Source organism: Prevotella melaninogenica ATCC 25845 (assembly GCF_000144405.1).
GTDB classification, from domain to species: Bacteria; Bacteroidota; Bacteroidia; order Bacteroidales; family Bacteroidaceae; genus Prevotella; species Prevotella melaninogenica.
Map to the genome: position 1 here is coordinate 1,352,911 of NC_014371.1, position 18,964 is coordinate 1,371,874.

Genomic DNA, 18,964 nt, shown 5'->3' on the forward strand with positions numbered 1-18,964 from the left:
CGTAGGGAGGGGAGTGATTAGCGAGATACCCCTATGGTTGGAAAAGCTGTTTAGTCGTTCCTAAGCAAACAGTTTCCTGCACTCCCCCTCTCTGCAGGAGAGGGGGTTGGGGGGGTGAGGCTTTTATCCATATTAAAAACCTTGACATTTCCTTCAATAAAATCCTTGAAATAAAGGTGAAAAACACGTATTGTGAGTTAGTTTGTAACTCGCAGAGAATCAAATGATTATAAAATACTACACTAAAAGGTGCTTATTAAGGCTTCAAAAGGGCGTTAGTAAGGGTCTTAAAGGGCACCTTTTGCCAGCCAATTAGGTGTCTTTAAGAAGCCAAAAGACCACCTCTCGCCCTCTATATGCTTGAAAAAAGTTGACAAGATGGGTGAGTAGATGAGTGAACGAGTGGACAAGTGAACAAGTTACTTGCAAGAGAAGACAAAGTAACAGATGAACAGGTGTTTAGTGGACGAGTGAACGAGTGGTCAAGTGAACAAGTTACTTGCAAGAGAAGACAAGGTAACAGGTGAACAGGTGTTTAGTTGATAAGCCACTTTGTAACAAATACCTCGTTTGCAGGTTTACTTGTTTACTCGTCAACTTTAAAAACCTTGTTCCTATGTTACTTTGTCTTTTATTTACCCTGTCTACAGGCAACTTGTTTACTCGTCTACTCGTTTACATGTCAACTTTAAAACCTTGTTCCTATGTTACTTTGTCTTTTATTTACCCTGTCTACAAGCAACTCGTTCACTTGTCTACTTGTTTACTTGTCTACTTGCCCACTTTTTTGCCATTTTATTTTCTTACCTTTTAATTTTTTATTTATCTTTGCATTGTCTTTTGAAAAATAACATCTTACTAATTAAAAACCAGAGAATCATATTTAAAAGCAGTCTTATGAAGAAAATTATAACTCTCTTAGTTAGTGTATTGTTGGCAACATCATCATTTGCTATTCCTGCCATGCGGATGTGGCGAAGCTTTAAGCAGGCTGACGGAACAATCCTAAAGGTGATGACCGTAGGCGATGAGCATTTCAATTATGCGCTGACAGAGGACAACATCCCTGTGTTGCCCCATAATGGCAGCTATTATTACGCGCGTATCGAGGATAATCAGTTGGTACCTTCATCGGTGTTAGCCCATGACAAGGCATTGCGAAAGGGAAAGGAAGAACTCGTTGCGGCAGCCATTCAGCAAGTAAGACAACTGCAAAAACAGCATGAGATGCATGTCAATTCTAAGCCTTTCGGAGAAGGATTGGGAATGACATGGGAGGGTAAAAAGAAAGGACTCGTCATCTTGGTTGAGTTTGAAGATGTGGCTTTCAAAGACCCAAAGAATGTGTTGACACTCAAACCACGTGAGAAAGATGTCAAGACGCTCTATGAGAACATGCTCAACAAGGTGGGATATACCAATGATAACGGTGCTATCGGTAGTGTTCACGACTATTTCCTCGACCAAAGTAATGGTAAGTTCGACCTCACTTTCGATGTCGTAGGACCCGTAAAGCTCAAGCATCCTCATCAGTTTTATGGTGAGCGAACAGCTAATATGAATGATGCGAATGCACCACAGATGATTATTGATGCCTGCAATGCTATTCAAGGGCAGGTAGACTTCAGTAAGTACGACTGGGATGATGATGGCGAAGTAGAGCAGGTTTATGTCATCTATGCCGGTGAGGGTGAGGCGACAGGTGGTGAGTCAAGTACTATCTGGCCACACAAGTATTCCCTTACCGATGCAGGACTTGACGCACTGACATTCAACGGACAAACGATAAATACATACGCTTGTAGCAATGAAATCATTCGTGCGAAGGTGAATGAGAAGTCGCGTATCTACTATTCTGGTATCGGTACTATCTGTCATGAGTTCTCGCATTGTCTCGGATTGCCCGACTTTTATGACACACGTGGCGGCAGTAACATTGGCTCTGGACGATACGATTTGATGTGTGGTGGTAGTTATAACGGTGGACCAGAGAGTCTGATTAACGTCTATGGTGGTACTGGAATCGGTACTGTGCCAGCTGGTTACGATGCTTATGAGAAGGCATATATGGGTTGGTTAAAGCCTATCACACTTGGCGATGAGGCTGTTGAGGTGAAGAATATGAAGGGACTTGCTGAGGGTGGCGATGCCTATTTCCTCTATAATCCAGACACGAAGAATGAATATTATATCTTTGAAAATCGTACTCCTCACCGCTGGGATGCTGAGTTGCCGGGGCACGGACTGATGGTCTTCCACGTTGATTTCGATGCTTATTCATGGCGAATGAACAACCTCAATGCTGCTTCTGCACAGCGTCATCCACGCTTCACGATAGTGTCTGCAGATGGTCGACTCGATCATGACACGCAGAATAGTGACCCATTCCCAACGGATTTGAACAATAGCTTAACGAAGTCTACTGACCCTCGTCTAAGTTTTTATACAAACTATAATGTCAGCAGTCAGGCTGGAGTCAAGCAGATTGTTCGCAATAATGACAATACAATCTCCTTCCACTTTACTCCGCTAAAGGCTGCAACAGGCATTAACAACCTCTCTGCCGACCACGAACAGTTAGCTGAGACCTATACACTCTCTGGTGTAAAGGTTGCGGACAATCAGAATCTCCACAATCAGATTGTGATAGTTAAAGGTAAGAAGGTGAGAAAGTAGACGAGTGAACGAGTTGCTTGTAGACAGAATAATAGAAAGACATAGTAACATAAGAACACGAGTTTGTTGCGAGGACAAGGTAATAGTGAAGACATAGTAACAGATGAACAAAGTTCTTTTGAGTAACAAAGGGACGGGTTTTTGTGGACGTGTTAACGATTTGTTTGCGGAGAAAGACCGAGAAACAGAATAGTGAGTTTTAGTTGACGAGTTAAGGAGAGAGTAAGTTTATAAGTTATATGTTGTGATAGATATTTGAGAGTGATGGCTGAAAAGCGCAACTTCGTGTTGTCATCTTCTCTCGCCCTCTGCTCTGTAAATATAATTAATAGTGGTATAAATAAAGGGCATGAATTGGCTTTTCATTCATGCCCTTTTGCTTTGGAAGAAGTGCTCTTTATGTATATACCTAATTCTCTTGTCCACTTGTAAACTCGTTTACTTTGATATTTGACAATTTTTTTCATACCCTTCAAAACCAATATATGGTCTTTTGGCTGCAAAAAGGTGCTCAATAGGCTTGCAAAAGGTGCCCTTTTGCGCTCTTACTAACGCCCTTTTGAAATCCAAGTAAGCATGTTTTGCAAGGCAATAGTGCAAGTTGTTGATTACAAGATGATTACAGAGGTACGAGAAATGCTTGTTTTTAGCCATTCTCTTAGAGATATTCTTTGCAGAATTGTAATAACTTTTCTTAGTATTTTGGTTGTAATTTCCTCTTGCAGAAGGCAAAGCCATGCAAGAAAGCGCAGCTCTACAGGCTCTTTTTAGATAATCGAAAATGCTCAGAAACCTAAAGGTCATGGAACGAACAGAACTTTTAGTTTTTGGTTGGTAAGTCTTGCTGGTTGACAAGTTTCTGGTTGACGAGTAAACCAGTTATATCCTTTGTAGCACATAACTCGTCTACTTATCGACTTGTTAACTCGTCCACTAAAAAAGTTTATCTGTTACTCTGTCTCTCATTCACAAGCAACGGTTCTCTTGTCTACGCTGTTAATCTATCAAAAACAAAAAAACCTTGGCGGGAAGCCAAGGTTTCAGCGGTGCGTACGAGACTCGAACTCGTGACCTCCTGCGTGACAGGCAGGCATTCTAACCAACTGAACTAACGCACCATGCATTACAGATTTGGGGTTTCAGCGGTGCGTACGAGACTCGAACTCGTGACCTCCTGCGTGACAGGCAGGCATTCTAACCAACTGAACTAACGCACCAAAATGGATGTTTAAAACCCTTTTTCTGTTTTGCGAGTGCAAAGGTAATAATAAAAATCTATTCCACCAAAATTAATTTATGCTTTTTATATAAAAAGTTGCATTACCCTTGCATCCTTGTATTGTCCGTCGCAATAAAGCCACTCTTTCAGTATACTACCATTTGTAAAACCAATGGACGAAAGACAGCGGATTGACACCTCGTTGTCAACGTCTACTACAGCGTAGATTTGTTTGAGGTGTAGCCCATTGCGCGTATAATCGATTAAGGCAGAAATAGCCGCCTTTGCATAGCCTTTTTGGCGAAATGGTTTCATGATGATAATACCCATTTCCGCCCGCTGATGCTTTGGATCGAAGTTGACAAGGTCTATCACACCGACAATTTCCTGCTCACGATTCTCAATCATCATACGCAGTTGTCCGTCGATATAGATATCGTTTTTCGCATCAGCAATGTAGTTATGCAGGGCATAACGGCTGTAGGGAACATTCGTTGCACTGATGTTCCATAGGCTACGATCGTTCTCAATGTGATAGAGCATATCGAGGTCTTCCGGCTCCATAGCTCTCAGTCTGACTTCCACGTACTGTTTCTTTTCCATGCTTTAATCTCCTATAACTTCCATCATGGTGACGACTCTGTTCTCCTTTCTATGGTAGAAACCAATGTGAATATTCTGCTTTGGCTGTTCAGCAAAGACATTCAGGATGTCTTGATAGCTGAATAAGTCGGTGTCATAGACGATGCAGTAAGCGCGACTTTTCCCTCCAAACTCCTTGAGTAGGTCGGCGTGCATGTGCTGCAAGCTATCCTTATCCGCTACTCGATACTCTGCCACGAGGGCATTATCTGTAGCCAATCGTTGGCATTTTCCCATGACATCTTCGCCTGCAACAAATATATAATGTGGGAATGATTTAGCTTTCGAAGTGCGAAATCCCAATTTCTTTCTCGTTGCTCGAATGGTAGTACCTATCAGTGAACCAAAGGCTTTCACGTAGATAGCCGTCTTAATCGGTAGTCGCCATAGTACGTTCATACCGCCATAATGCTTGCGGAAGAAGATGAGCATGGCATCATAGAAGACGTGGACATATCGGAAGCTCGACTTCTGCGTACTCTCACCCTTGTAATGCAGGATGCGCACGGGGAGATACCAGTTCTCAAAGCCACCTTTCAGCAGTCGATAGCTGAGGTCGACATCCTCGCCATACATAAAGAAGTCCTCGTCTAAGAGTCCTACCTTGTCTAAGGCTGTCCTGCGAAGGAAGCAGTAAGCACCGCTGATTACCTCAATCTTGCCCGGAACATCCCACGACAGACTACCCATATAATAATGTGCAAAGCGGCCACTTTGTGGGAAATGCTTGCAAAGTCCTACCATCTTATAGAACGAAACCATGGGTGACGGCAAGCCACGACGACTTTCTAAGGCTCGTTCACCACAGTGAGTAAGCATCTGTACGCCATGCCCTCCAGCCGTTAGGTGACTATCCATGAAGTCGATAGAAGCATGAATAACCTCCTCGCCCACAACCGTGTCGGGATTGAGTAGTAAGACATATTCACCCTTACTTTGGCGAATTGCAATATTATTACCACCCGCAAAGCCTAAGTTATGCGCACTGGCAATGAAATGAACATCAGGGAAACGGCTGCGAAGGTAGGCTACGGAGCCGTCATGAGAATGGTTGTCAACCACAAATACCTCTGCTTCAACGCCTTTCAAAGCGCGCTGAAGACTCTCAAGACACTGTTGGAGATAGTATTTTACGTTATAATTAACGATGACAACGCTCAGCTTCATTTATGCTTGTTCTGAATTATCCATAGAACATTCATGCTCGCAACGCTTCTTGTTGGGGAAGACGAAGAATAAGCTCAACGCTAAGATGACAGCAAGATAGAAGAAACTTACACTATCCCCGAAGGCATAGTAGAAGAAGGTATTGAGTATCATCGGAACGCAAAGCATCATTATTCGCACGCTACCCCAGAAGAGCAGCTTACGACTGACGTGACTCTCGTCGGTATGTAAGTCAGAGTGTACGTAGCCAATCTTGAAAAGAAAGAGTGCAAGTGGGATAGTAGCGAGGGTCAACAGCTGCATAAGAAACTGCACAGTAACCATATTGCTGCTTTCAACATCAGCCCACGCACCGGGCAAGATCAGTTCAAGTTCATACACCGCGATGATGAGCAGTGTGATAAGGCATGAGCCAAAGAACTCAATAAGAAGTATTTTTCTTGTTTTATCCATGGTTGTTTTAAGATTCAAAAGGTGTGCGGTTCAGAATACTTCTGCCCAACGTCACCTCATCTGTATATTCAAGTTCGTCGCCAACAGAGATACCTCGTGCGATAACCGACAGTTTCACGCCTGTGTCTTTCAGCTTGCGTGAGATATAAAAGTTGGTTGTGTCGCCCTCCATCGTACTGGCAAGGGCAAGGATGATTTCCTTCACCGTACCCTCTTCCACGCGCTCTACGAGCGATTCAATCTCTAAGTCGTGCGGTCCGATACCGTCCATCGGAGAGATAATACCCCCCAAAACGTGGTATAATCCATGGAACTGCTGGGTATTCTCAATCGCCATCACGTCCTGAATGTTCTCTACCACACAGACCACTGACGCATCACGGCGTGGGTCAGAACAGATAGAACAAACCTCGTTATCGGAAATATTATGGCAAACCTTGCAATACTTCACATCGTGTTTCACACGTATAACAGCATCCGCAAAGCTATCCACGTCCTCAGTCGACTGGCGTAGCAGATGCAAAACAAGGCGCAGAGCGGTCTTGCGCCCCACACCTGGCAACTGTGAGAAAGCCTCTACGGCACGTTCTAAGAGTTGAGAAGGGTATTGTTGCATTTAAAATTAATTCTCGTAGGCTGGAGATATCGAAAGGAGGGTTACACTTGTAATCCTCTTTTTTATTCTATATAGTCGATTAGGACAATGGCTTTGATTTTGAGAGATATAGGGACACACCCCAAAAGTGCATCCCTATACAGACAGCCAGTCCTTAAAATAATATCTGTTGCTTCCTCTTGATTAATCATCAAAGAGGTAGATGCCGAGACCAACCTTCAAGCCCACTGTCGAATAGTTATGTGTCTTGAATGACTGATCATAGTAAAGCGCAGGCTCAATCGTCACTGAACGGTTGATGAAGAAGGCATAACCCACCTCAACACCCGGCATCAGGTCGTTATAGTTATGGTTGGCATGGAGAAGCTTCACACCCGCACCCAAGTAGAGACCGTTCTGTGTGATATAATAACGTCCACCAACACCTACGCTGATATGGTCGGCAACAGCCTCAGAACCATTGTGTACAGCATCGAATGTAGCAAGTACCATGAGGTTATCCCAAGGGAAGTAACCCGCCTTAGCCTGCACACCAATATTCATGCCGTCATGACCATTATAGTGCAAGTCGAGTCCTGTCAGGGAAGCACCTAAGTAGCCCTTACCCTCTTGAAACTGTGCAGATGCACTGATGCTCACTACCATTGCTGCAACGAGCAGCATAAATCTTTTTATCATAGCAATATTACGATATAAATAATAATTTAGGATTGACAAGTAATACCATAGGTTTTATGTCAATAATCTTAAGACAAAGGTAAGGATAATATTTGGAATGAGGAAAAAATTGACATTCTTTATAAAATAGATGGTGACCCCAAGACTTATTCCTATCATTTCATGACAAGCAAATTCAGTACCATTGTCACTTGAAATAGACTTGACATGCTCTTTGAATGGAGATGGCAAATGTATTACAGTGCGTACCAACTCTTTGCATTTTTCCCCTTTGATATTCTATTATGCCATGTAACATGCAGGTTATCTTCTATCTATGATTTGTCTTTGAACAAATAAAGCAGCTATAGGCAAAGTCCCATACTTTCTTCGTTAATTTCTTTTCTACTTCTACAATTCTTTATTTAATATTACGACTTTCTTCTATTAGTTTTTCTTTTGATGGTAATTTTTCTACGTTAAGGATAAAGGCTATTTTCTCATCATATATTAAAGTTAAATATCCTTTATGTTCCCATTCTTTTAATACAGGAAGTATTCTTTCCCTTTCTGTATATATAATTGGAGGAAAGCCATCCCATGTCCAGATAGGACTATACGCAAATGGATCATGACAAATAAAAGTTGCCAATACACGAATAATTTTTATTCTCTTCATATTATTTTAATGTTATTGTTCTACCTGTTTTCAAGTTCACCATTCTCATCAATCATTATTTGAAATTCAGGCTCTCTTCTATTAGTTTTTCTTTTGATGGTAATTTCTCTGGAATAAAAGAAAAAGCAATCTCGTTATCTTCTATTAATTTTATATATCCATTTTCCTGCCATTTCAACAAAATGGGTCTAATTCTTTCATAATTATCTCGAATATTTTTATTTAGCACATCTAATAAATTCCAATCAACAATTGGAGACATCAAATAAATATTATCGTGATAAATATAATTTATTATTATTAATAATAATCTACTACGTTTCATAACTCATGTGTTATTTGAAGGTTATGACTTCTCCTGTTTTTAGATTTGTCATTCTTGTTAATTTAATTTTATATTGTGTTATAAATTGCGTCTGCTTTCTTACCGCTTCGTATTTTAAACGATTCAGTCGAATGTGTTGAAGGGTCTATAGTTTCTTAGTCCATGTATTATTTATTGGTTCTTTTATCAAGCTATTTGCTTACTCATAAGTGTATTAAAAGCAAAAGTTCCACCCTGGTACGCATTTAAAAGAGGCGTGGTGGAAACTGTCACGACAAAGATAGTTCTTTTATTTTAATCTTGCAAGTCTTTAGAGTAAATCTTTGAAAATCATTGAGAAAGGTAAATTGAAGTATGAATAGAAAAGCTATTGTTCTCTGGTTTAAAAGTGTTTGTAAACTATTTTCACTCATCTCAAAACCAATACATGCTCTTTAGGGGTCTAAAAGACGCTCTTTCGGCTTGTAAAAGGTGCCCTTTTGAGGTCTTATTAACGCCCTTTTGAAGTCCAATTAAGCACCTTTTACGTTACTACTTTATAACTAATTGATTTCCTTATGGTTACAAACTTGCTTTTTATATGTGTTTTTGCCGTTATTTATTGATGTTTTCTTTGAACTTATGTAATGTTTTTTTCAATTTATTGCCTATAGATTTCGAAGTCTTAAAATGAAAAGGTTGGGTCTTCAGGATGTTGGAGTGATAAGGTTTGCCACTTGTGTTTAGAGTTTAAAGTAATGTCACACGGAGGCACGGAGAGGACGGAGGATTATTAAAAATACAGTACAGGTAGTTACGGAGGCACCGTCGGTGCGTGGAGCAACGGAGCTTGTTAGCAAACTTTGTTAGAGTTATAATGCACAGAACATTTAACTTAAAACGTATCAGGAATCTGTACGCTGCATCTCCGTTGCTCTTTGTGCCGTCGGCACCTCTGTAATATAGGCTTTACCTCCGTCCCCTCCGTGACTCCGTGTGCTTTTTATATAATAGCTTTAGCCGCATAGTCAGGTTTCTTACAGCCTGCACACAGCGGATTACCTTCACGAAAAGAAACGTTTTTTTTGGGGAAGATAAACATTTCTTTCCATGAAAGTAAAGCCTTATTCTTATGAAAATACCTCCGAGAGTGTTGTTATAGGCAGGCAACAGTGAGGCCCGCCATGACGATGCTGACCATACTCATGAGTTTGATAAGGATGTTGAGCGATGGACCAGAAGTGTCTTTGAATGGGTCGCCAACGGTGTCACCGACGATGGTTGCCTTGTGAGCTTCAGAGCCTTTACCACCGAAGTTGCCCTCTTCGACATACTTCTTCGCATTGTCCCACGCACCACCAGCATTCGACATGAAGACGGCAAGGGTGAAGCCGGCTGCCAAACCGCCTACTAACAAGCCCAATACACCTGCCACTCCGAGCAAAAGACCGACGACAACGGGGATGATGATGGCTAAAAGCGATGGGATAATCATCTCGTGTTGCGCACTCTGAGTACTGATTTCTACGCATCGTCCATAGTCTGGTGTGCCTGTTCCTTCTAATATTCCCTTAATCTCACGGAACTGGCGACGCACCTCTTCCACCATCTTTCCAGCTGCTCTACCAACGGCACCCATCGTCAATCCGCAGAAAAGGAAGGCTGCCATAGCACCGATAAACGCACCGACAAGCACCTTTGGATTCATCAGGTTCACTTGGAAGAAGTTCATGAAGTCTGGGATAGTAGCCTTTGTAGCATCAATGGTTTCGCCTGCAACGTTGGTCATTTGTGTACCGACACGAGCCATGGCAATCTTGATTTCTTCGATATAAGAAGCCAACAACGCCAATGCTGTCAGTGCAGCCGAACCAATAGCAAAGCCCTTACCCGTAGCAGCAGTCGTATTACCCAAGGCGTCAAGGGCATCAGTACGCTGGCGCACCTCCGCTCCTAACTCGCTCATCTCCGCATTACCGCCAGCGTTGTCGGCAATCGGTCCGTAGGCATCTGTTGCCAAGGTGATACCCAAGGTTGAGAGCATACCGACCGCAGCGATACCGATACCATAGAGTCCGTGTTGAATAGAGAGTGCTGACATTGACATGTCAAAGCCGTTGGCACAGAGATAACTCAGCATGATAGCCACTGAAATAGAAAGGACAGGGACGCAAGTAGAAATCATACCCGTACCAATACCTTTTATAATAACAGTCGCAGCACCTGTATGACTTGCCTCCGAAATCGCCTTTGTAGGCATGTAACTCTGGGAAGTATAGTACTCCGTTGCCTGTCCGATGATAACACCAGCTGCCAAACCAGCAATCACAGAGAAGCTAACACCGAGCCAATTCTCCAGTCCTAAGAGGTAGAGAATGAGGAAGCTAACAGCTGCAATGAGTACAGCAGCCGTGTTCGTGCCCAATCCTAAGGCGTGGAGAAGGTCCTTCATCGTGGCTCCCTCCTTCGTTCTTACGAGGAAAATACCGAATAAACTAAGGAAAACACCGACGGCAGCGATGAGCATTGGTGCGATGACAGCCTTCAGTTGCATATCACCTGATGAGGCTGCAAAGGCAGTAGCACCCAAGGCAGCCGTAGAAAGAATCGAACCACAATAGCTCTCGTAGAGGTCGGCACCCATACCAGCCACATCGCCCACGTTGTCGCCCACGTTGTCGGCAATCGTTGCAGGGTTGCGTGGGTCGTCTTCAGGGATGTTAGCTTCCACCTTACCCACGAGGTCGGCGCCCACGTCAGCCGCCTTTGTATAGATGCCGCCACCCACACGAGCAAACAAAGCCTGTGTAGATGCACCCATACCGAAGGTCAACATCGTTGTTGTGATGGTGATAAGCATTTCGCTCGTTGTCATCTTATCAGAATAGAACCAAGTGAGGACAATGAACCAAATGGCTATGTCTAACAAGCCTAATCCAACGACAACGAGTCCCATGACTGCGCCCGAACGGAAGGCAATTTTGAGTCCATCGTTGAGTCCGTTGCGTGCTGCGTTGGCTGTTCTCGCACTGGCATAGGTAGCCGTTTTCATACCGAAGAAACCCGCAAGGCCAGAGAAGAAACCACCAGTCAGGAAGGCGAAGGGTACCCATTCATTCTGTGCATTGAAGCCATAAGCCATGATGGCGAAGACGATAGCCAGAACAACAAAAACAATCAATACGACTTTGTATTGCTGTTTCAGATACGCCATGGCACCACGGCGCACGTATTCAGCAATCTCAACCATGCGGGGTGTACCTTCCTCCGCTTTCATCATAGACTTAAAGAAATACCATGCCATACCCAAGGCGCATACTGATGCAATGGGAATGAGCCAAAAAACTTGTGGGATGTGTTCCATAATTTAAAATGTTTAGGTTGTGTAATAGATAGATTATAATATGGTGCAAATATATAAAAAAATATTGAGAGAGGAAGGAAATGGAGGGAAAAAGAAAGCGTAAAACAGCAACCAATCACCACAACAAGCAGCAACAACTGGCCCCTCCCCCCTTACCCCTCCCCCAAAGGGAGGGGAGTGAAATGTAACGAAAGCAACTGGCCCCACCCCCCAACCCCTCCCCCATAGGGAGGGGAGTAGAATGCGAGATACCCCTATGGTTGGAAAAACTGTTTAGTCATTCCTAAGCAAACGGTTCCCAACACTCCCCCTCTCTGTAGGAGAGAGGGTTGGAGGGGGGGAGGCTTTTTCACCTTCTCCAAGCCAATTAACGCCCCGCACATCTTGTGCGAAGCCTTCGCACGCCGTGTGTTAAGCCCCCACACGTATCTCTTTACACACAAATACCAGCCTTATTAGCTTTTCAGCATTGTCTATCAAAAGGCTAAGACTATGTGAGAATTAGCCTTATTCCTTACTATATTTTACATAAAACACACCTTAATCTATCCCTTTTCTATCCTGAAATAGCAAACAATATGGAAACCACAAGGGGTACCTCGCATTTCACTCCCCTCCCTTTGGGGGAGGGGTTGGGGGTGGGGCCGCTTGCTGTGGTGTGTTTTGGTGGTTTCTTTTTTTTTACCACTGCCCCTTCAGCGTTTCTAACAACGCCTTTGATATTGCCTCATTCGCCTCTTTTGTATATCTGAGGTCGGTGAAGACCTGTGCGAGGGTTTCTTTGTTGTTGATTTCCACAAAGTGTTTGTTCTCCTCTAACTGCTCCTTTGGCGTATAAAAAGCATCGATACGGTCGGGGGTATAGTCTTCGTAAGTCTCGTGGTGGATGATACTGTCGATAGGAAGGCGGTCGGTGAGGGCAGGATCTTCTGCAGGCCAACCGAGTGTGATAGTGGCAACAGGCATCACGAGACGAGGCAGTTGTAGGACTTCAATGATGGTTTTAGGGTTGTAAATGGTCGTACCTAAGAAACAAGTACCTAAGCCCTCTTCCTCAGCAAGATTGCAGAAAGTCTGACAATAGAGCAGCGCATCGGTGGCAGCATTGAGGAAAGAAAGGAAGTTGTCGTAACCCGGAGTAGCCTTACGGTTCTCCGCCCAGAGCGTAGTACGACGGAAGTCAGCGCAGAAGGTGAGGACCACAGGTGCCCCCATGACCATTGGTTGGTTGAAATGAGCAGGTGCCAATTGCGCCTTCTTTTCCTCGTTGCGAGTGATGATAACCGAGTAAAGCTGCAGGTTTCCCATTGTTGGGGTACGCTCAGCCTTCTCCAATAGAGTTCTCAGTAAATCTTCCGATACATCCTTGTTGGTGTATTTTCTTATTGTCTTTCTTGTATTGATAGTTTTCATTTTAGATAATTTTGATGTTACAAAGTTAAGTAAATGTTTTCTATTTTGGAAAACAATTCGTAACTTCGCAGACGAAAAAAATTCTAAAACGACAATAATGGAAACCAAACAAACTTACTCATTCGATGAAGCTTTTCAAGCATCTTTAGCTTATTTCGGTGGAGACGAACTTGCTGCTCGTGTGTGGGTCAACAAGTATGCGATGAAGGATAGCTTCGGAAATATCTATGAGAAGTCGCCAGAACAGATGCATTGGCGCATTGCTAACGAGATAGCTCGTATTGAAAACAAATATAAGAACCCTTTGACGGCACAGGAGGTTTTCGATCTCTTGCACCATTTCAAATATATTATCCCTGCTGGTAGTCCGATGACGGGTATCGGTAATAACTATCAGGTAGCATCCCTTTCTAACTGTTTCGTAATCGGTTTGGACGGTAATGCCGATTCTTATGGTGCCATTATGCGTATTGACGAAGAGCAGGTACAGCTGATGAAGCGTCGTGGTGGAGTAGGACATGACTTGACTCATATCCGTCCGAAAGGTTCACCAGTGAACAACTCAGCCCTGACTTCAACGGGTCTTGTTCCTTTCATGGAGCGTTATTCAAACAGTACTCGTGAGGTAGCGCAGGATGGTCGTCGTGGTGCCTTGATGCTTTCTGTAAGTATTAAGCATCCAGATTCAGAGGCGTTTATCGATGCCAAGATGGAAGAAGGTAAGGTGACCGGTGCTAATGTGTCGGTGAAGATTACCGATGAGTTCATGCAGGCAGTCGTTGAGGATAAGACATACGTACAGCAGTTCCCTACGAATAGTAGCGAACCAAGCGTAACGAAGGAGATTTCTGCTAAGGAATTGTGGGAAAAGATTGTACATAACGCATGGAAGAGTGCCGAGCCAGGCGTACTGTTTTGGGATACAATTATCCGAGAGAGTATTCCTGATTGTTATGCAGACCTTGGTTTCCAGACCGTTTCAACGAACCCATGTGGTGAGATTCCACTCTGTCCATATGATAGTTGTCGACTCCTTTCGTTGAATCTTTATTCATACGTTATCGACCCATTTACAGACCATGCACGCTTCGATATGGAATTGTTCAAGCGTCATGCACAACTCGCACAGCGATTGATGGACGACATCATCGACCTTGAGATGGAGAAAATCGACCTCATCATGTCGAAGATAAAGACCGATCCTCAGGTGGATGAGGTGAAGAGTGCAGAGTATCATCTTTGGGAGAAGATCAAGAAAAAGAGCTGTCAGGGTCGTCGTACAGGTGTGGGAATCACCGCTGAGGGCGATATGATAGCAGCTATGGGCTTGCGTTATGGAACACAGGAAGCAACCGATTTCTCTGTTGATATTCATCGCACATTGGCTCTGAATGCTTATCGTTCATCGGTGACAATGGCACAGGAACGTGGTGCGTTTGAGATATATGATGCTAAGCGAGAGGAGAAGAATCCGTTTATTCTTCGTTTGAAGGAGGCTGACGGACAGCTCTACGAGGATATGAAGAAGTATGGTCGTAGAAATATTGCCTGTCTGACGATTGCTCCTACGGGTACAACCTCGCTCATGACACAGACAACATCGGGTATTGAACCTGTCTTTATGCCTGTATATAAGCGTCGCCGTAAGGTGAATCCAAACGATACGGATGTACATGTAGACTTCGTTGATGAGGTAGGTGATTCTTTTGAAGAGTACATTGTTTACCACCGTAAGTTCTTGACATGGATGGAGGTGAACGGAATCGATACGCAGAAGAAGTACAGTCAGGAAGAGATTGACGAACTTGTGAAGCGCTCTCCTTATTATAAAGCTACCGCAAACGATGTCGATTGGTTGATGAAGGTACGTATGCAGGGCGAAATTCAGAAGTGGGTTGACCACTCAATCTCTGTGACTGTGAACCTTCCAAATCAGGTTGATGAGGAGTTAGTGAACAAACTTTATGTAGAGGCATGGCGTAGTGGTTGCAAGGGTTGTACTATCTATCGTGACGGAAGCCGCTCGGGTGTGATGATTTCGGTATCGAAGAAGGACAAGACAAAGGACGAAAAGCCTGTCGATGAGGAGAAGGTAAAAGACCTTAATTCAGCTGAGGAGCATCATGAGCATATCTGTAATCATCCAAATGTAATTGAAGTTCGTCCAAAAGAATTGGAGTGTGACGTCGTACGCTTCCAAAACAACAAAGAGAAATGGGTGGCTTTCGTTGGTTTGTTAGAGGGTTATCCTTACGAAATCTTTACTGGTTTGCAGGACGATGAGGAGGGTATTGCCCTTCCAAAGAGCGTTACTAAGGGTAAGATTATCAAGCAAACAGCCGAAGACGGCAGTCATCGTTACGACTTCCAGTTTGAGAATAAACGTGGTTATAAGACTACCGTTGAGGGCTTGTCAGAGAAGTTTAACCCAGAGTATTGGAATTATGCGAAGCTGATTTCAGGTGTATTGCGTTATCGTATGCCAATCGACCACGTCATCAAGCTCGTTGGTTCGCTGCAGTTGAAGAACGAAAGCATCAATACATGGAAGAATGGTGTTGAACGCGCATTGAAGAAGTATGTTGTTGATGGTACGAGTGCGTCAGGCTTGAAATGTCCAGTCTGTGGCCAAGAGACCCTTGTTTATCAAGAAGGTTGTCTGATTTGTACCAACTGTGGTGCCTCACGTTGTGGCTAAGCAGTTAGCAGTAGAGTTCAATTAAATCCCATTTCGGTCATTAGGAAACCATACATATACCTATTGTAGACTAATGACAGACTTGGATTAAAACAGAGGGTAGGCAGCTCGTCTTGCCCTCACTTCTCTTAAAGAATGATGAAATTAATGACAAGTTATATACTTCTGCAAGGTCTTCACTTCCATGCTTGTATCGGAGTAGGGGAGCAGGAGCGTGTGGTCGGTAATGAGTACGTTCTCGACCTACGGTTAGGTTATCCGTTTGTAACGGCAATGAAGAGCGATGATGTTGCTGACACACTGAACTATGCAGAAGTGTTTAACGTCATAAGAGAAGTCATGAAACAACCCGTTCGCCTGTTAGAATCCGTCGCTGGATCCATTGTCGAGGCATTGTTTGCGGTTTTCCCAATGATAAGTAGTATCGACTTAAAACTCGTGAAACTTAATCCTCCAATGGGTGCTGACAGTGATGGGGCAGGCGTGGAATTACACTTAATAAATGATAAAACCGAGGTTTAGAGCCTTGGTATCCCAACGAAAAGCCGTATCTTTGCCCTTTAAATAGTTAAGTATGTTTAAGAAAATATCGCTTCTCCTTGTTTTCTTGGTCTTGTCGGTAAGCCTGTCATGGGCTGCAGACGGACGGTTCACACTTGTTATTGACCCTGGTCATGGTGGTCATGACGCTGGTGCGATAGGTGCAATATCAAAGGAGAAGGACATCAACTTGAATATAGCTTTGGCTTTTGGTCGTTATGTTGAGAGGAATCTGCCAGATGTCAATGTGATTTATACCCGTAAGACCGACGTGTTTATCCCTTTGCATCAACGTGCAGACATCGCCAATAAGGCTAAGGCAGACCTTTTTATATCCGTACATACGAACTCTGTGGCATCAGGGCGTTATGTAAAAGGATTTCAGGTGTACACCTTAGGTATGCATCGTGCGAAGGCTAACCTCGATGTGGCTATGCGTGAGAATGGCGTAATCTCAATGGAGAAAGGCTATCAGCAGACCTATCAGGGTTTTGACCCAAACTCCTCAGAGAGTTATATCATGTTTGAATTCATGCAGAATGCGAACATGGAGCGGAGTGTTGAGTTAGCTCGAATGATACAGAACTCTGTTTGTTCGTCTGCAGGACGTATTGATAAGGGTGTCCATCAGGCTGGTTTCCTCGTGTTGAGAGAGAGTTATATGCCAAGTTGCTTGATAGAGTTAGGCTTCATTACGGCAGCTGATGAGGAGGAATATCTGAACTCTCCAGCGGGTATAGATGCCATGGCAAAGGGTATTTACAATGCTTTTGTACAATACAAGAATGCCTATGACACACGCATCGTGGTGCCTTACCGTCCTGTTGAGAACAAGCGAATCGTGATAGATCGCGTTGTCCCAACTGCCCCAACAACTAAACCGCATCCTGTTACGCCAATAGAGCGTCCCCGTTCTGTGGCTCCAGTGCAGCGTTCTCGTTCTACAGTACCCGTAGAGCAGCCACGTTCTTCCACCCCAGCACCCCCAGCTCGCCCTATGAATAAGGTACAAGAGGCGAAGAAGAGGATCTCAGATGCGATTCGAGAGTTGCTCCCTTGTAATGATTCAGAGGCTGAAACGGCAAAGAGCGTACCTGTCTTTAAGGTGCAAGTGTTGGCTTCTAACCGTCAGTTGCGGTCGGGTAGTGAACTCTTCCGTGGGCATACAGACATTGATTGTGTTCAAGAAGGCAACTTTTATAAGTATTGTATAGGCTCCAGTACGAATTATAACGACATCTCACGCTTGCGTGGAAAGCTGTTGAAAGACTTCTCACAAGCTTGTATTATTGCCTACAAAAACGGTGCACGTATGGATGTCAACCAAGCAATAGCAGAGTTTCTCAAGAATAAAAAGAATAAGTAAACAAAACGGATATGAAGAAATTTTTCACACCACAAGTAAGGATTGCCATCGTTGCTATACTTGCTATCGTTGTGTTATTCTTTGGAATACAGTTCCTAAGAGGTATTTCCCTCTTCTCGAATGACGCACATTACAAGATTAAGTTCAACGATATCACGGGCTTGTCTACATCAACTCCTGTCTATGCTCGCGGTTTCAAGGTGGGTATTGTTAGGAATATTGATTACGACTATGATAAGTTAGGCGAGTCTATCACAGTCGATATCGATGTTGAAAAGACATTGAGAATCCCAGAGGGTACTACCGCTGAGATTGTTAGTGACATCATGGGTAACGTGAAGGTCGTACTACAGTTTGGCAAAAGCACGAAGCTCTTGGAGCCTAACGGATGGATTGACGGTGTTATTAATGATGGTACCTTAGGCGACTTGAAGAGTATGGTGCCTTCTATCCAGAAGATGTTGCCAAAGTTGGATAGCATCCTTGGAAGCGTAAATACACTCCTTGGCGACCCAGCTCTTCAGAGTTCGGTACACAATATAGACAAGATTACAGCCAATCTTACTACTTCTACCCGTGAGCTTAACACCTTGCTCGCACAGGTTAATGGTTCTTTGCCTGTTGTGGCTGCAAAGGCTGGTAGGGTGATGGACAATGCCAACGGCATGATGGTAAACGCAAACAGAGGCGTTACAGAGGCTCGTGGGGCTATCCGTGGCGCAAATACGATGATGTCTAACCTTAATAATAAGGTGAACGGACTTGATGTTGAGGCTACGGTGGCTAAGGTGAACGCAACTTTAGACAATATGAACTCGCTCACTGCTAAGCTGAATAGCAACGAGGGTACAATGGGCTTGATGCTTAACGATGCCTCTTTGTACAATAATCTTAATAGCACGATGCGCTCAGCAGATAGTCTTTTGACAAATCTTAAAGCACATCCAAAGCGTTATGTTCATTTCTCTATCTTTGGTAGAAAAGACAAGTAATTTAAATATAGTCTAAATAATATCGTCAATGTTTCACACGCAGGGAAAGTGTTTTGAAGCCGTTTGAATATCAGCTTCTTTGCGCTTTCCTTGCGTTTGTTTCACTCTCAGCGTCATAAAGGGTGTAAGGTGGGTGAAACTTATTGTTTTTCAAATACTTACAATTACACAACTACGC

The 18,964-nt window shown here is 43.6% G+C and carries 14 protein-coding genes, 2 tRNA genes and 1 pseudogene; 5 read left to right on the forward strand and 12 right to left on the reverse strand.

The window, feature by feature from the left end; translation table 11 throughout:
• Nucleotides 1-897 precede the first annotated feature (897 nt).
• A complete protein-coding gene (locus tag HMPREF0659_RS12150) occupies nucleotides 898-2,676 on the forward strand; it encodes a M6 family metalloprotease domain-containing protein (protein WP_013265662.1) in 1,779 nt (592 codons plus the stop codon).
• 1,044 nt (nucleotides 2,677-3,720) lie between these two features.
• Here the strand turns inward: HMPREF0659_RS12150 and HMPREF0659_RS12160 are convergent.
• From HMPREF0659_RS12160 to HMPREF0659_RS12210, 12 genes and pseudogenes are all read right to left on the reverse strand, one after another.
• A tRNA-Asp gene (locus HMPREF0659_RS12160) sits at nucleotides 3,721-3,794 on the reverse strand.
• Nucleotides 3,795-3,819: 25 nt separating this feature from the next.
• Nucleotides 3,820-3,893, reverse strand: a tRNA-Asp gene (locus HMPREF0659_RS12165).
• 86 nt (nucleotides 3,894-3,979) lie between these two features.
• Nucleotides 3,980-4,498, reverse strand: coding sequence for a GNAT family N-acetyltransferase (locus HMPREF0659_RS12170; protein WP_044046161.1), 519 nt, complete (start codon nucleotides 4,496-4,498; stop codon nucleotides 3,980-3,982).
• Between the two features lie 3 nt (nucleotides 4,499-4,501).
• A complete protein-coding gene (locus HMPREF0659_RS12175; protein ID WP_013265628.1) occupies nucleotides 4,502-5,704 on the reverse strand; it encodes a glycosyltransferase family 2 protein in 1,203 nt (400 codons plus the stop codon).
• Nucleotides 5,705-6,157, reverse strand: coding sequence for a hypothetical protein (locus HMPREF0659_RS12180; RefSeq protein WP_013265061.1), 453 nt, complete (start codon nucleotides 6,155-6,157; stop codon nucleotides 5,705-5,707).
• 7 nt (nucleotides 6,158-6,164) lie between these two features.
• The gene (recR, locus tag HMPREF0659_RS12185) at nucleotides 6,165-6,773 is read right to left on the reverse strand and encodes a recombination mediator RecR (protein WP_013265871.1); all 609 of its coding nucleotides are present in this window, start codon (nucleotides 6,771-6,773) and stop codon (nucleotides 6,165-6,167) included.
• 183 nt (nucleotides 6,774-6,956) lie between these two features.
• Nucleotides 6,957-7,436, reverse strand: coding sequence for an outer membrane beta-barrel protein (locus HMPREF0659_RS12190; RefSeq protein ID WP_013265743.1), 480 nt, complete (start codon nucleotides 7,434-7,436; stop codon nucleotides 6,957-6,959).
• 138 nt (nucleotides 7,437-7,574) lie between these two features.
• Nucleotides 7,575-7,724 (reverse strand): annotated as a pseudogene (locus tag HMPREF0659_RS13085) (IS30 family transposase); the annotation flags it as partial.
• A gap of 127 nt (nucleotides 7,725-7,851) precedes the next feature.
• A complete protein-coding gene (locus HMPREF0659_RS12195) occupies nucleotides 7,852-8,109 on the reverse strand; it encodes a hypothetical protein (RefSeq protein WP_013265679.1) in 258 nt (85 codons plus the stop codon).
• 55 nt (nucleotides 8,110-8,164) lie between these two features.
• A complete protein-coding gene (locus HMPREF0659_RS12200; protein WP_226893221.1) occupies nucleotides 8,165-8,434 on the reverse strand; it encodes a peptidase in 270 nt (89 codons plus the stop codon).
• A gap of 1,135 nt (nucleotides 8,435-9,569) precedes the next feature.
• Nucleotides 9,570-11,777 carry a sodium-translocating pyrophosphatase gene (locus HMPREF0659_RS12205; protein ID WP_013265392.1) on the reverse strand — a complete coding sequence of 736 codons (2,208 nt, stop codon included), beginning with the start codon at nucleotides 11,775-11,777 and terminating at the stop codon, nucleotides 9,570-9,572.
• A gap of 681 nt (nucleotides 11,778-12,458) precedes the next feature.
• A complete protein-coding gene (locus HMPREF0659_RS12210) occupies nucleotides 12,459-13,190 on the reverse strand; it encodes a nitroreductase family protein (protein ID WP_013265359.1) in 732 nt (243 codons plus the stop codon).
• A gap of 97 nt (nucleotides 13,191-13,287) precedes the next feature.
• On the opposite strand from HMPREF0659_RS12210, the gene HMPREF0659_RS12215 reads away from it, so the two are divergent.
• From HMPREF0659_RS12215 to HMPREF0659_RS12230, 4 genes are all read left to right on the forward strand, one after another.
• On the forward strand, nucleotides 13,288-15,888 hold the full coding sequence (locus HMPREF0659_RS12215; protein WP_013265237.1) for an adenosylcobalamin-dependent ribonucleoside-diphosphate reductase: 2,601 nt from the start codon (nucleotides 13,288-13,290) through the stop codon (nucleotides 15,886-15,888).
• 138 nt (nucleotides 15,889-16,026) lie between these two features.
• A complete protein-coding gene (folB, locus tag HMPREF0659_RS12220; protein WP_013265834.1) occupies nucleotides 16,027-16,410 on the forward strand; it encodes a dihydroneopterin aldolase in 384 nt (127 codons plus the stop codon).
• A 52-nt stretch (nucleotides 16,411-16,462) separates the two neighbouring features.
• Nucleotides 16,463-17,794 (forward strand): N-acetylmuramoyl-L-alanine amidase family protein, encoded by a 1,332-nt coding sequence (locus HMPREF0659_RS12225; RefSeq protein WP_013265897.1) that lies wholly within the window; start codon nucleotides 16,463-16,465, stop codon nucleotides 17,792-17,794.
• A gap of 11 nt (nucleotides 17,795-17,805) precedes the next feature.
• The gene (locus tag HMPREF0659_RS12230) at nucleotides 17,806-18,786 is read left to right on the forward strand and encodes an MlaD family protein (protein ID WP_013265626.1); all 981 of its coding nucleotides are present in this window, start codon (nucleotides 17,806-17,808) and stop codon (nucleotides 18,784-18,786) included.
• The last annotated feature ends 178 nt before the right edge of the window (nucleotides 18,787-18,964 follow it).

Excerpts from the sequence above, each read along its gene's own strand:
- HMPREF0659_RS12150 (WP_013265662.1), top strand. The coding sequence starts at position 898 with ATGAAGAAAATTATAACTCTCTTAGTTAGTGTATTGTTGGCAACATCA.
- HMPREF0659_RS12170 (WP_044046161.1), bottom strand. The coding sequence starts at position 4,498 with ATGGAAAAGAAACAGTACGTGGAAGTCAGACTGAGAGCTATGGAGCCG.
- HMPREF0659_RS12175 (WP_013265628.1), bottom strand. The coding sequence starts at position 5,704 with ATGAAGCTGAGCGTTGTCATCGTTAATTATAACGTAAAATACTATCTC.
- HMPREF0659_RS12180 (WP_013265061.1), bottom strand. The coding sequence starts at position 6,157 with ATGGATAAAACAAGAAAAATACTTCTTATTGAGTTCTTTGGCTCATGC.
- recR (WP_013265871.1), bottom strand. The coding sequence starts at position 6,773 with ATGCAACAATACCCTTCTCAACTCTTAGAACGTGCCGTAGAGGCTTTC.
- HMPREF0659_RS12190 (WP_013265743.1), bottom strand. The coding sequence starts at position 7,436 with ATGCTGCTCGTTGCAGCAATGGTAGTGAGCATCAGTGCATCTGCACAG.
- HMPREF0659_RS12195 (WP_013265679.1), bottom strand. The coding sequence starts at position 8,109 with ATGAAGAGAATAAAAATTATTCGTGTATTGGCAACTTTTATTTGTCAT.
- HMPREF0659_RS12200 (WP_226893221.1), bottom strand. The coding sequence starts at position 8,434 with ATGAAACGTAGTAGATTATTATTAATAATAATAAATTATATTTATCAC.
- HMPREF0659_RS12205 (WP_013265392.1), bottom strand. The coding sequence starts at position 11,777 with ATGGAACACATCCCACAAGTTTTTTGGCTCATTCCCATTGCATCAGTA.
- HMPREF0659_RS12210 (WP_013265359.1), bottom strand. The coding sequence starts at position 13,190 with ATGAAAACTATCAATACAAGAAAGACAATAAGAAAATACACCAACAAG.
- HMPREF0659_RS12215 (WP_013265237.1), top strand. The coding sequence starts at position 13,288 with ATGGAAACCAAACAAACTTACTCATTCGATGAAGCTTTTCAAGCATCT.
- folB (WP_013265834.1), top strand. The coding sequence starts at position 16,027 with ATGAAATTAATGACAAGTTATATACTTCTGCAAGGTCTTCACTTCCAT.
- HMPREF0659_RS12225 (WP_013265897.1), top strand. The coding sequence starts at position 16,463 with ATGTTTAAGAAAATATCGCTTCTCCTTGTTTTCTTGGTCTTGTCGGTA.
- HMPREF0659_RS12230 (WP_013265626.1), top strand. The coding sequence starts at position 17,806 with ATGAAGAAATTTTTCACACCACAAGTAAGGATTGCCATCGTTGCTATA.